The sequence below is a fragment of the Acinetobacter sp. TG2027 genome (genome assembly GCF_000302435.1).
Lineage (GTDB): Bacteria > Pseudomonadota > Gammaproteobacteria > Pseudomonadales > Moraxellaceae > Acinetobacter > Acinetobacter pittii.
This window is the reverse complement of sequence record NZ_AMJN01000053.1, coordinates 25072-37369: the sequence shown is the minus strand read 5'-3', so window position 1 is coordinate 37369 and position 12298 is coordinate 25072. Positions and strand designations below refer to the sequence as shown.

Here is a 12298-nt window from a genome sequence, read left to right as displayed (position 1 = left end):
TATTCCCTAATTCCATGGGTTTTCTACTAAAACAGCACCATCAGAACGTTTCAATAGAACTTTTCCACTGTTCCCAGCCCATTCTTTTAAGGCCAACCCGCCTTGCGGAAGTTGTAGCTGTATATCCACATTGAGCCCTGCTTGCTGAAAATTTTCGAGTAGCTCAATTGCCTGCTTTTTGGCAAAAGGTTGTTCAGCTCGAATCAATAAATCTATGTCACTTTGTTGGGTTACTGTTTTAATGCCCGTTGCCAGTTCAAACCCAAAACTTCCTGTATATCCCCAACATCCTGAAAAGTTTTTCATAATGCTAGAAATGCTCTGTAAACGTTCTGCCAAGTGCTCAAACTGCTGCAGATCTACATGAGTCAATTCTTCGGGTTTAAGTTGTCTGTTAATAGCAATTCTTGGCATTTGAGCTGCATATCGTTGATGACGAAATTGCCCCCTTATACCCACAGCCACCTGATTTTCAGGAGTAATTGCCCGTCGAACCACAACAGGATCACCTCGTTGCAATACCTCTCTCACCCAATGCGGAGCATCATCGGCTATGTAATCGACCGTCATGCCCCACAACAAATCATGGGCTCCAAGCTTAAGTTTCATGACCATTGCTCACGCAATAATTCACGGACTTTTTTAGACATTTGACGGTTTTGGCCATGAAGTCTTTGTTCAAGTCCTCTCGATTGATCAGCATTAATTTCTTTAAACGCTTGAGCAATTGCCTGTTTCGCTAACAAAAGATCATCGTTTGTCGGTTGTTCAGGGTTTTCAATAGATAACAGTTCAGACAACAAACCCAACGTTGCATAACTTTCAATGTCATAGGCCATTGGAGGAATGCTTGATGCCAATTGCTCTAACTCATCAACCGATCGTAAGGTAACGCGTGCAGCAGATTCCTTACCCATTGCATGCACCATAACACCTGAATCTTTTAAGGCAATAATACGATTGGCTTGGTATCCATGCGCCAAGAAAGCACCCGACATCGACTTACCAACCAATAAACTCACAATAGGATGACCTGCTAATCTGGCTCTAACATAGCTATCTACTGCACCCGCTAAAGCTTGATGAATACCCAATAATTCTTCACGGCGCCCATAGGCCTGACTTGGCACATCAACCAAGCATAAAATGCCGCGTTTATTTTCAGTCTGTGCATCGGCTTGAATCACCTCATCAACTACTTTTGCCAAACTCCAGCCTTCTAGCAGTCCAACTTCACCTTGTTTTGCCCGCGGGAACAGATTATTGCTGTCTTGGACAACTGCAATTACACGTACTGCTTGCTGATCAATCTGACCATCAGCTACCCAAACAGAAGCTGGAAAACCTTCAACTGTCTTAAAGTCCTGTGTAAATGCTTTAAACCAATGTGCACCACGAGTAGATGCTTTTAATGTATCAACGGCGATATTCATGCTTGCTCTCCTTGATACAAAGCTTGAACCTGTGCTGGGGTAATTTGCTCAGCAGTATCGACTTTTTGTAGCTTCGCTAAATAGAATGAGTAATTTGAACTACGATGCTGATGAGGCACGCCTTGAGTTAAATAATCGATGACTTGCTGACGAATTTTCTGGCGATCATCGTCAACATAAGCATCTGCCAAACCACTAGCGAAACGCTGATTACCACCAGTAATACTCCATATAAATGGACGATCTTTAGCGTTATATTCTTGTACACCGCCTTCTTGTTCAATTACTTGCGGGCCATTTAAACCTAAACGTCCTTCTTGTGTCATTACAATATAGCTACATAGGCCAGCCGCAATTGACATACCGCCAAAGCACCCTACACTGCCTGCAACTACTGCAATGACGGGTTGATACTGACGTAAGTTCACAATTGCAGCCTGAATTTCAGCGATTGCAGCCAAACCCAGATTTGCTTCTTGTAAGCGAACGCCGCCCGTCTCTAATAGTAAAATTGCCGCTGTTGGAATACCTTTCAGATTGTCTTCAACTGTAAGTTCTAAGGCACCCGCAATTTTAGCTCCGCCTACCTCGCCTAAACTTCCGCCTTGAAATAAGCCTTCAATTGAAATTAAAACCACTGGGCATTCTTGAATAGATCCTTTTGCAATTACTACACCATCATCGGCTTGCGGGACAATATTTTGCTTAACGAGCCAAGGTGACATAACACGTGAAAATGGGTCGAGTAACTCTCGAAAAGTCCCTTCATCTAATAGCGCTTTGGCACGTTCTCTTGCACTAAGTTCAATAAAATCTTGTTTATTTAACAAACTCTGAATATCAGTCATGAGCAATCTCCTCCAATGCTTGTTCTAGACGTAAGCGAACGACACCAGGAGTTGCACCAAAATCATGAATATCAATATTGACCGCTGGTGGTATTTGCGCAGTAAAAATTCGTTCAAAAAGATTGTGCCAACGTGCTGCACTCCCATCTACCGAAGTTACTACCTGAATAGAAGTTTTTCCTGTTTCACCAGGTTCCATTAAAATTTCTAAATCGCCCGAGCCAACACATCCTACCAATGCTTTTTTTACAGGTGGCTTTGTCGCCACAAATTCAAAATGAAGGGTTTCCATAATCAAAATCCCTCTTTATTTTTTAAAGATGACTGCTGAGCACGATCTATAAACAGTGTTGTTGCCAACAAATCTGCGGCACCACCAGCGGAAGCTTTCATCCGAAGCAGATCAAGCTCTAAAAGATGCAAAGCACGTCGACCTTCTAAGCTTGAGCTACCGCCCAAATCCAATACTTGCTGTGCGCCTTGTTGCATACGCTTTAAACCAGATGTGCCAGAGCGATAAAGCACACAGGTATCGGTCAAATCTGTCATCATGGCAAGCAAGGCATCTAAGCGAGCAAACTCTTCTTTCATGGGTTTACTACGACTTTGATAAAGTTGCTTTAACCCAAAATTCACAATAGTTGGAAAGCCTTGTTGTGCCTGTTCTTTGGCACCTAAGATGCCTAATTTCTTTTGTACTTGCTGACCATGACTCAAAGCCTGCTTTGGAATAAAGCGATCTTCAAGCTGAGCAATCTGCCCTGCTAACTGGCATAGCTCAACAGCCGATAAATATTGCTGATTACTGCGCGCTAATGCTGCTGCGGTAACCATTAAACCCAAGGCCCAAATTGCACCGCGGTGTGTGTTGACACCGTCTGTTGCCAACATCATGGTCTTTTCACCTTGGCGACCGATTTCTCCAATGTCTTCACGCAAAGCTAAACAGACTTTTCCATGATGCTTTGCAGCTTGCGCCATCGCATCAAACATAAGCCCTAAACTTTTCGCAGAGCGCTCCATTAACTCCAAAGTCAGGTCATCATGCGCACCACTGCCACGGCGATCGACCAAAGCTGGTTTCGGTGTCAGATTAACTTCATCAATTAACGCTTTGACTGCCATATCTGCTAAAAGCTGACTATCGCTGAGCGTTTGATATTGAACTTGTGCCATCATTACCAACTCCTGAATTTTGCAGGTGGTTGATATAAGCCATCTGACCATGTCACCAAGTCGGCAATATTTTTCGCCGCTAAAAGCTCACGTGTTGCATCGGTGCGGCGAATACCTAAATCTTCAGGGAATACCACTAGACCTTCGCTTCTTAAACGTGCTGTTGTTTTTGGGTCTTGAGTTAAACCAATACTGGTCACGCCTGCCACCGCAGCAATCATGGCTTGACGCTCTTCTTGGCTGTTTGCTTTATATAGATAAGCAATGCCTTCTTCGGTGAGTAAGTGAGTGACATCATCGCCATAAATCATGATTGGTGCTAAAGGCAGGCCTGCTGTTTTAGCAACATCAATGGCATCGAGACGATTCACAAAAGTCGGCTTACCGCCCTCTTGGAAAGTTTCCACCATTTGCACAACGAGTTTTTTACCACGTGCCAAATAAGTTTCTGTTTCATTAGCACCTTGTAAACGCATATCTAACCATGCTGGCGTATCGTGACGACGTCCGCGTGGATCATGTCCCATATTTGGCGCTCCACCAAAACCAGCTAAACGCCCTTTGGTGACAGTTGAAGAATGCCCCATTCCATCAACTTGCAAAGTTGCGCCAATAAACAAGTCAACGGCGTACTGACCTGCAAGCTGACACATCATACGGTTGGAACGTAAAGCGCCATCACGACCTGTAAAGAACACGTCGGGACGAGCTGCAACATATTTTTCCATACCGAGTTCGGTACCAAAACAATGCACGCTTTCAACCCAACCTGTTTCAATCGCTGGAATTAAGGTTGGATGTGGATTCAAAGTCCAGTTTCGGCAGATTTTTCCTTTTAAACCTAAAGATTCACCATAGGTCGGTAAAATCAGTTCAATTGCTGCCGTATTAAAACCAATCCCATGGTTTAACGATTGCACATTATGCTTCTCATAAATTCCGCGAATTGCCATCATTGCCATGAGTATATGCACAGGCTTGATATGTTTCGGGTCACGAGTAAATAACGGTTCGATATAAAATGGCTGGTCTGCAACCACCACATAATCCACCCAAGAAGCAGGAATATCGACACGGGGTAACTCTGAGACGTCATCGACCAATTCATTGACCTGAACAATCACAATACCGTCACTAAAAGCGGCAGGTTCAATCAGTGCCGGAGAATCTTCAGTACTTGGCCCTGTATAGATATTGCCTTGCCGGTCTGCCATAAAGCCCGCTGAGAGCACCACATTTGGAATGAGGTCGACCACCAAACGTGAATACAACTCGATATAGGTATGAATCGCCCCGATCTCTAGCAGTCCATCTTCAATTAACTGGCTAATACGTAAACTTTGTGGGCCAGCAAAAGAAAAATCGAGCTTACGCGCAATGCCTTTTTCAAACAGATCGAGATGTTCCGAACGTCCGACGCTTGGCATGATCATATGTAAATCATGCAAAATATCTGGATTGGTTTGTGCCAAAGAGCGCGATAAAAAATCAGCCTGCTTTTGGTTATTCCCTTCGAGTACAACTTTGTCACCCGGTGTAATTAAGGTTTCCAAAACTTTAATAATGTCTTGAGTTGGAATCACCACACCATCGGTATATTGGTTTGCCATCTCTAGTTTTAGTTGTTTGGCATGACGCCGCTTTGTCCATAACCGTTCTTTATTCTGAACTGATCCTTCCATGTGCTTACCTATAGATCGCAGTTTTGTTCTGAATCTATAAAAACGCTTTATGGACTTTTGATCAATCAACCTAGATGAGCTGTTATTAACCTCAGGTTAATGATTAATTTTATATTCGATGAATTTCTTCAAAAAACCAATCTAGACAGATTTTGACTTTAGGCAAATTTGCGTATTGTGGTCGATATACCAAATAATAAGAAAAGGGCGATGAGAAATGAATTTGAGGAAATAATCGAATCAAACGCCCTGTTTGTATATCTTTTTGCACCATAACACTACGCGCTAATGCAACACCATGTCCTTCCATTGCAGCCTGTAAAACTGCAGATGAACTGTTGATTTGCATACCACGGCTAATATTGATGTCATTCAAACCTACACTTTTTAGCCAAGATTGCCACCCCGGAAATTGTTGATGTTTTTCCATAGAAAGATCATGAATTAAAGTGATATTTTTCAGATCATTTGGGGTTAAGAGAAATGAATGTTCATTTAAAAATGCGGGCGAACATACGGGATAAACCTCTTCATCCATAAGTTTAACGGCTTCTAAACCTTGCCATTGCCCTTGACCATATCTGACACCCACATCGACTTTTTGTTCTAAAAAATCTACGGCTTTAAGGTTAATGTCTAAACGAACATCAATATCTGGATATTGTTTTTGAAAATGATCAATTCTTGGTAATAGCCATTTTTCAGCAAATGCTGGACTTACCGCCATATTAAGCACACCTGATAGAGAATCTTGTTTTAATTTCTCCAAAGCCAAAGTGAGCTTATCAAAACCCGCCCGAATATCCGGTAAAACCGATTCAGCCAGTTCAGTAGCGACCAGTCGATTTTTACCGTTAGTTTGCCGATGAAACAACGGAAAGCCTAACCAATCTTCAAGTGTACGTACCAATTGCCCCACTGCGGCCGGAGTAACATTTAACTCTTTTGCCGCAGTAGAAAAACTTTTGTGTCGTGCACTGGCTTCAAAAGCACGAAGTGCATTCAAATAAACTGGTGAATTCATAACGCTAAAGATTTTCTTTATTGGCTAAGTAGATTATCTCATTTGTACTTATAAATCTTTATTTCTAAAATGCTCTGTAATCTATTCATAACGATTAAATTTTTACATCTTGAGTAGGCTTGCTCATTCACTTTATTTATTTTGTTATTGAATACAGAAAATTGCCTTTAGGAGGAGAGTATTCATGTGGATCCATGCCGATTTTTCACAGGCTGTCATTATCAAACCTGAAGACTATCATTGGGTGAAATCTCCCCGTGGGGAAGTTGATCGGGTCATGCTTGATCGTATTGGTGATGAAGTAGCCCGTGCGACCAGTTTAGTGAAATATGCGCCCCATACAACTTTCCCTGAACATCGACATCATCATGGTGAAGAAATCCTCGTACTTTCAGGCGTATTTACTGAAAATCAAAATCAGCACTACCCTGCTGGATGGTATTTACGCAGTCCCCATCAGTCGGAACACCAACCATCGAGTGAAGAAGGTACATTGATTTTTGTCAAACTTATGCAAATTCCTACGTCAGAAACGCAAACCTTACGGATCAATACCAACGACCCAGCACAATGGCAAGAAATAGGTTCGCGTTTAATTTGCACATTGATTGATGCAAGTTATGAACACACTTATTTAGAAAAACTCAAGCCGCAGCAACTTTTTATTGAAGAAGCTGAGGGTGGAATCGAAATTTTGATTACCCAAGGTCAATTAGTTGATAAAGAAATAGTTTATGAAACTGGCACATGGATACGCTTACCACCGAAAACACATGCACATTTTCAAGCTGGTTTGTCTGGCACTTCTCTTTATGTAAAAACTGGACACCTAGCCTCAGCCATTGCGGAATATAATTAAAGGCTCTTTATGCTTCAAAATACTATGCACCGCCAAGTATTAATTTTGGCGAGTTCCCAATCCCTTTTCCAAACCGTTTCTGTCATGGTCATGACCATTGGTGGCTTGGCTGGGGCAAATATTGCAAATACCCCAACATTTGCAACGCTGCCCATCGCATCTATGTTTTTGGGTACGGCTTTAATGATGTTCCCTGCCTCAATATTAATGGCACATATTGGACGGCGTAACGGTTTTCTATTCGGTGCTTTTTTAGGTGTGCTCGGCGGCATTATTGCATCAATCGGAATTTTTTATAGTTCACTTAGCCTTTTAGCCTTAGGCACGCTATGTATTGGCGCATATCAATCCTTTGCCCAGTTTTATCGTTTTGCTGCCAGTGAAGTCGCAAATGATGCGTTCCGCTCACGCGCTATTTCTTGGGTGATGGCAGGTGGAATTGTTGCAGCTCTCATTGGTCCGACTTTAGCCCGTTTTGGTGGACCCTTATTCCAGCATTTAGAATATATCGGTTCATTTTTAATTATTAGTATCATCTCACTTGTGGCAATGGGCATTTTATCTAGCCTACATATTGTCAATACAGTTGAGCAAAAGTCTGACTTTACTGCTGGTCGTCCATGGCAACAGATTGTCTTTCAACCCACCTATTTAGTTGCTCTGTTTGGCGCAGTAACAGGTTACGGCATCATGATTTTAGGTATGACTGCCACACCAATTGCTATGCGACATTCACACCATGAACTTGGGTCAATTACGACAGTCATTCAGCTTCATGTGCTTGGTATGTTTCTGCCTTCATTTTTTACTGGAAACTTAATTGCTCGCTTTGGTGTGCTTAAAATCATGTTTGCAGGTCTTTTATTATTTGCCTGCTATATCGGATTTGCTCTCTCAGGTTCTCAGTTCACATCTTTTGCTATTTCTTTAATTTTATTAGGTGTGGGATGGAACTTTTTATTTATTGGCAGTACTTCTTTACTCACAGGAACTTATTCTGTGGCTGAAAAAGCCAAGGCCCAAGCTATTAACGATATGACAGTTTTTGTTGTCGGTTTGATTTGTTCGTTTAGTGCAGGTGCTTTACTGGATTTATTTGGCTGGAAAGTAATGAATATGGCTTTAATACCATGGTTGGTGATTGTCACAGTTTCTCTCTTCTGGCTAAGCCCAAAAAGAGAAAAGCAGTTTGTTTAAATTCTTTTTAACGCGGTTTGCTCAATAGCCATTCTAGATTTTGACGGACCGCAGGCCACTCATGTTTTAAAATACTGTAAACATGAGTGTCCCGCAAAATATCATCTTTCACAATTTGATGGCTTCTTAGCACACCGTCTAGCTTTGCACCCAAGCGTACAATCGCGGCTTGACTTTGAACATTTAAAGAAGATGTGCGTAACTCAACCGCAATACAGTTTAAAGTCTCAAATGCATGAGCCAACAATAGCTTTTTACATTCAGTATTTACAGGCGTACGTTGTGCAGACTTTCGATACCATGTTGAGCCAATTTCTACACGGCGATGGGCTTCTTCAATATGCATTAGTGTTGTCATGCCCAACGCTCGCCCCGTTTTTCGGTCTTCAATATAAAATGGCAGCATAGAGCCAGATTTTTGCAAATCGAGACGTCGTTCAATTTCAGCAGTCATCTGTTCAGGTCTTGGCACACGGGTATACCAAAGATTATAGAGCTCCCCATCACAAACAGCCTCTTTGAGCGCTTCAGCTTGAGTTACATCTAGCGGCTTTAAAATAACGTGTTCACCCAATAACTCAACAGGTGTAGTCAAAGGCATCTTTATCTCCTCAATTGATATTAAGCTTTTATATTTTCAAAATTATTTATTTGACTCAGCCACACTGTACATGGCATTCGCTATAGTTTGATGACCAGATTTCGATAGGCCATCTGCCGCGCCTAAAATGTCACGTTTTTCTTTGTTTTGCCCAAGTTTTGATTTTCCTTGCAGCTTGGTAATTTCAATCTCAATACCTACAATAGCTTTTAACATCGGTTCAAGATAATCCTTTGGTGCATCGGACATTTTCCATGGTTCAGGTTGAGATGCTTCATGATTACGGGTTAAACGAGCCACAACACCGCGAACATAACGTTCGTCATCTCGAATCGTCACTTTGCCATAAGCATGCACAACCCTATAGTTCCATGTCGGTACTTGTCTGTGCTGTTCATGTTTGGATGGGTACCAGTTTGGTGAAATATAAGCATCGCCTGCTTGGAACACGACAATTACCTCATCTCCACTTTTAATATCCTGCCAAACAGAATTATTTTGTGACACATGCGCATGTAGCACACCCAAGTTCCCTTCGCTTGCCTGTAATTCGAATGGAAGATGATTTGCATCTAAGCCATTACTTCCATGAGTAAAAAGCACTCCAAATGGATGTTCTGCAATAAGAGAATGCAACACATCCAAACGGTTTTCTGCAAAATCATCAGGGATATACATGACTAAAACCTCACTGTAAATATCAGGGTTATTTATATTTTGTGTTGTAAATTTTCTGGTTTCTGTGGTTTATTAAAAAGAACCACTTTGTATTTTTTTAAGTAGACCAGAATTATGGCAAGAATGGCAAAAGTTGTTGAACTTCCATCTATTGCAAAGATTGATAAAAGCCAAGGAAAGATAAGTGCTCAACTAACCCAAGCTTTGCGTGAAGCTGTACAAAGTGGTGATTTACAGCCCGGCGATCCGTTGCCTTCTTCGCGAGAACTGGCTCAAACACTCGGAGTCGCTCGCGGAACCATTATCGAAGCTTACGATCAGCTTTTAGCCGAAGGTGTGTTTGACTCTCAAGCACGAACTGGTACTTATGTGTCTCATGCTTTGGTTAAAACATCTGTAATACAACATTCATCAAAAGAAAATAAACCTAACTCGATATCTTTAACCAAATCGGCACGTTCTTATGCCAAAGTGCTTGATGAATTTAAGCCACTTCCCCATGTTCCTTTTGCGGTATCTGTCCCCGTTGGACGGACTCAACCGAGCGACATCTGGCGTAAATTTGGTAATAAATTTAGAGCTCGGGGTGCAGGTGCTCCATCAGGTTATGGTGAACCTCAAGGCGTGCTATCACTAAGAGTTGCTATAGCCGACTATGTACGTCGATCACGCTCTGTCCACTGTGAACCTGAACAAATCGTGATTACACCCGGCATCCAGCAATCACTTTATATTTGCAGCCAGATTTTATTTGAAGCAAAAGATGAAGTCTGGATTGAAGATCCAGCTTATCGGGGTACAACAGCCATTTTTGAACATGCTGTACAAAACATTCGGATGATCCGTGTTCCTGTCGATGAAGAAGGTATTCAAGTTGAAACCGGAATTAGACTTTCGAAAAATGCACGTGCCGCCTTCGTGACACCCTCTCACCAATATCCACTTGGCATGCCGATGAGTCTAGCAAGACGCACTGCTTTATTGGCTTGGGCAAAACAGCAAAATGCATGGATCATTGAAGATGACTATGACAGCGAACTCCGTTATAACGGTCAGCCCTTCCCATCTTTACAAGGCATGGCACCCGACCAAGTCATTTATCTGGGTACTTTCAGCAAAGTACTATTTCCTTCCCTTAGACTTGGCTATGCAGTATTACCTAAAGAATTGGTAGCACCTTTTTGTGGGCTTAGAGTCTTAATTGATCGACATCCACCTGCAGCTGACCAGCACGTTTTGGCTGCTTTTATTCAAGAGGGTTATTTGGAACGACATATTCGACGTACTCGAAATGTCTATGCAGAAGTTCGAGAATACATTATTGGCTTGATTGAAAAATACATACCTCGAGAACTGGCTTGGTTACAGCCGGGCGATCAAGGCATGCATATGGTGTTATGGCTTGCTCAGCATATTAATGATATTGACGTTGCAAGTTCGGCAATCGATGCAGGCATTGCCATCAAACCAATTTCGCCGACATTTTCAAAAGAGCGGCAACGTTCGGGTTTAATTGTCGGCTTAGGCGATTTTGAACCCGAACTGATGCAACAAGCCATAAAAAAGCTATCAAAGATTATTCAACAATATGACAAGTCGACTTAGACAAAGCCTACAATAACAGCCATAGATGAATCGCAAATGGCCCAATCAGTACCATTAAAATACCGGCAATAACCATGGTTAAACTGGCAATCACCCCTTCTTCACTATTGCGCTGCTGTGCTCTGACTGTACCAAAACCATGGGCTGCATTACCAAAGGCCGCCCCATTTGCTATGTTAGAACGGATTTTAGTAATCGCTAAAATCGCATCGCCGCAAATCATACCGACCAAACCAGTAATAACGGTAAATAGTGAAACCAATGCTGCCGAACCGTGAATATCTTCCGCTAAAATCATGGCAAACGGAGTTGAAATAGAACGAGCCATCAAACTATTGGTCACTTCAGGACTAAAATGGAACCACTGCGCCATCTCATAGGCTGACATCACACCTACACTCATCCCCACAATAATCGCAATTGAAAGGACTCCAAGGTTTTTACGAATCGTTTCCCGATAACGATAAATCGGTACAGCAAACGCAACCGTTGCAGGCCCTAATAAATTAACAATCCACTGCGTATCTTCAGCATAAGTTTGATATGAAATTCCAAAAATCGTCATCAAAATAATGGTGAGTACAGGTACACTAATCGCGGGTGATAACCAAAGTTTTGGATTTTTCTGATAGATCCGCTTTGCCACAACATAGGCTGCCAAAGTCCAGATCAGACAAAGAATTGACCAAATATTCATGTCATTTTCTCTTAGATATGCTTATGTTGAAGACGTTTTCGAGCCTGTAAATAAGCCTTTAAACGATTGTAGTAGTGAATCGTCAGACACGTACTGAGCATGACCGAAATAGTCCCAACCGCAATGCTCAACACAATTTGCCATCCTTCGGTCATAAACAAGGTTTTATACTGAACAACGGCGACTACAACAGGCACGAAAAACAGCAACAGTTCACCTAAAACAACAGTTGCTCCCACTGCCACCTGATCCATTTTGATAATTTTAAAGAACAGGCATAAAAGCAATAAAAACATACCTAAAATGCCTGCCGATACAGGCACACCAAGTTTTTGATGTAAGAGATATCCGACCCACCAAAATCCAGCCAAAATCAAAATTTGTTTAACTAAAACTAAAAGTGAAGGTTGTGTGGGTGTGCCAGAAGCAGATTCAGTACTCATTTTGTGAAATTAAATGGTTAACTACACTATTATGCTAGCTTGGTTAAAGCTGCTA

Annotated in this window: 14 protein-coding genes; 3 read left to right on the top strand and 11 right to left on the bottom strand. The window is 41.9% G+C overall.

Features of this window, described 5'->3' with window-relative positions:
* Window positions 1-6: 6 nt before the first annotated feature.
* The 7 genes from B806_RS0114275 to gcvA form a co-directional block, all read right to left on the bottom strand.
* A complete protein-coding gene (locus B806_RS0114275) occupies window positions 7-615 on the bottom strand; it encodes a malonate decarboxylase holo-ACP synthase (RefSeq protein ID WP_017386135.1) in 609 nt (202 codons plus the stop codon).
* Entirely contained in the window at window positions 606-1433 is an 828-nt protein-coding gene (gene mdcE, locus B806_RS0114270) for a biotin-independent malonate decarboxylase subunit gamma (protein WP_005076481.1), read from the bottom strand. The genes B806_RS0114275 and mdcE overlap by 10 nt, the downstream gene beginning before the upstream one ends.
* Window positions 1430-2281 (bottom strand): biotin-independent malonate decarboxylase subunit beta, encoded by an 852-nt coding sequence (locus B806_RS0114265; protein ID WP_005076484.1) that lies wholly within the window; start codon window positions 2279-2281, stop codon window positions 1430-1432. Before B806_RS0114265 ends, mdcE begins: the two co-directional genes overlap by 4 nt.
* On the bottom strand, window positions 2274-2573 hold the full coding sequence (locus tag B806_RS0114260) for a malonate decarboxylase subunit delta (protein WP_005076487.1): 300 nt from the start codon (window positions 2571-2573) through the stop codon (window positions 2274-2276). Before B806_RS0114260 ends, B806_RS0114265 begins: the two co-directional genes overlap by 8 nt.
* Before the next feature lie 2 nt (window positions 2574-2575).
* Complete coding sequence (locus B806_RS0114255) at window positions 2576-3460, bottom strand: triphosphoribosyl-dephospho-CoA synthase (RefSeq protein WP_017403181.1); 885 nt, start codon at window positions 3458-3460, stop codon at window positions 2576-2578.
* The gene (mdcA, locus tag B806_RS0114250) at window positions 3460-5139 is read right to left on the bottom strand and encodes a malonate decarboxylase subunit alpha (RefSeq protein ID WP_017403180.1); all 1680 of its coding nucleotides are present in this window, start codon (window positions 5137-5139) and stop codon (window positions 3460-3462) included. Before mdcA ends, B806_RS0114255 begins: the two co-directional genes overlap by 1 nt.
* Before the next feature lie 109 nt (window positions 5140-5248).
* A complete protein-coding gene (gcvA, locus tag B806_RS0114245) occupies window positions 5249-6163 on the bottom strand; it encodes a transcriptional regulator GcvA (protein ID WP_017386131.1) in 915 nt (304 codons plus the stop codon).
* Window positions 6164-6347: 184 nt separating this feature from the next.
* Here gcvA and B806_RS0114240 point away from each other — a divergent pair, with 184 nt between their 5' ends.
* Window positions 6348-7022 (top strand): cupin domain-containing protein, encoded by a 675-nt coding sequence (locus B806_RS0114240; protein WP_017386130.1) that lies wholly within the window; start codon window positions 6348-6350, stop codon window positions 7020-7022.
* Window positions 7023-7031: 9 nt separating this feature from the next.
* A complete protein-coding gene (locus tag B806_RS0114235) occupies window positions 7032-8219 on the top strand; it encodes an MFS transporter (protein ID WP_017403179.1) in 1188 nt (395 codons plus the stop codon).
* A 7-nt stretch (window positions 8220-8226) separates the two neighbouring features.
* Here the strand turns inward: B806_RS0114235 and B806_RS0114230 are convergent, their stop codons facing one another.
* Window positions 8227-8820 carry a GNAT family protein gene (locus tag B806_RS0114230; RefSeq protein WP_017403178.1) on the bottom strand — a complete coding sequence of 198 codons (594 nt, stop codon included), beginning with the start codon at window positions 8818-8820 and terminating at the stop codon, window positions 8227-8229.
* 42 nt (window positions 8821-8862) lie between these two features.
* Window positions 8863-9498 (bottom strand): FMN-binding negative transcriptional regulator, encoded by a 636-nt coding sequence (locus B806_RS0114225; protein ID WP_017403177.1) that lies wholly within the window; start codon window positions 9496-9498, stop codon window positions 8863-8865.
* Window positions 9499-9612: 114 nt separating this feature from the next.
* Here B806_RS0114225 and B806_RS0114220 point away from each other — a divergent pair, with 114 nt between their 5' ends.
* Entirely contained in the window at window positions 9613-11103 is a 1491-nt protein-coding gene (locus B806_RS0114220) for a PLP-dependent aminotransferase family protein (protein WP_017403176.1), read from the top strand.
* A 7-nt stretch (window positions 11104-11110) separates the two neighbouring features.
* Here the strand turns inward: B806_RS0114220 and B806_RS0114215 are convergent, their stop codons facing one another.
* Window positions 11111-11800: an LrgB family protein gene (locus B806_RS0114215; protein ID WP_017386125.1), complete on the bottom strand. Its 690-nt coding sequence runs from the start codon at window positions 11798-11800 to the stop codon at window positions 11111-11113.
* A gap of 11 nt (window positions 11801-11811) precedes the next feature.
* Window positions 11812-12243, bottom strand: a complete 432-nt coding sequence (locus B806_RS0114210) for a CidA/LrgA family protein (RefSeq protein WP_017386124.1) — start codon at window positions 12241-12243, stop codon at window positions 11812-11814.
* Between the last annotated feature and the right edge of the window lie 55 nt (window positions 12244-12298).

Excerpts from the sequence above, each read along its gene's own strand:
- mdcA (WP_017403180.1), bottom strand. The coding sequence starts at position 5,139 with ATGGAAGGATCAGTTCAGAATAAAGAACGGTTATGGACAAAGCGGCGT.
- mdcE (WP_005076481.1), bottom strand. The coding sequence starts at position 1,433 with ATGAATATCGCCGTTGATACATTAAAAGCATCTACTCGTGGTGCACAT.
- B806_RS0114225 (WP_017403177.1), bottom strand. The coding sequence starts at position 9,498 with ATGTATATCCCTGATGATTTTGCAGAAAACCGTTTGGATGTGTTGCAT.
- B806_RS0114240 (WP_017386130.1), top strand. The coding sequence starts at position 6,348 with ATGTGGATCCATGCCGATTTTTCACAGGCTGTCATTATCAAACCTGAA.
- B806_RS0114220 (WP_017403176.1), top strand. The coding sequence starts at position 9,613 with ATGGCAAGAATGGCAAAAGTTGTTGAACTTCCATCTATTGCAAAGATT.
- B806_RS0114275 (WP_017386135.1), bottom strand. The coding sequence starts at position 615 with ATGGTCATGAAACTTAAGCTTGGAGCCCATGATTTGTTGTGGGGCATG.
- B806_RS0114235 (WP_017403179.1), top strand. The coding sequence starts at position 7,032 with ATGCTTCAAAATACTATGCACCGCCAAGTATTAATTTTGGCGAGTTCC.
- B806_RS0114215 (WP_017386125.1), bottom strand. The coding sequence starts at position 11,800 with ATGAATATTTGGTCAATTCTTTGTCTGATCTGGACTTTGGCAGCCTAT.
- B806_RS0114265 (WP_005076484.1), bottom strand. The coding sequence starts at position 2,281 with ATGACTGATATTCAGAGTTTGTTAAATAAACAAGATTTTATTGAACTT.
- B806_RS0114255 (WP_017403181.1), bottom strand. The coding sequence starts at position 3,460 with ATGATGGCACAAGTTCAATATCAAACGCTCAGCGATAGTCAGCTTTTA.
- B806_RS0114230 (WP_017403178.1), bottom strand. The coding sequence starts at position 8,820 with ATGCCTTTGACTACACCTGTTGAGTTATTGGGTGAACACGTTATTTTA.
- gcvA (WP_017386131.1), bottom strand. The coding sequence starts at position 6,163 with ATGAATTCACCAGTTTATTTGAATGCACTTCGTGCTTTTGAAGCCAGT.
- B806_RS0114210 (WP_017386124.1), bottom strand. The coding sequence starts at position 12,243 with ATGAGTACTGAATCTGCTTCTGGCACACCCACACAACCTTCACTTTTA.
- B806_RS0114260 (WP_005076487.1), bottom strand. The coding sequence starts at position 2,573 with ATGGAAACCCTTCATTTTGAATTTGTGGCGACAAAGCCACCTGTAAAA.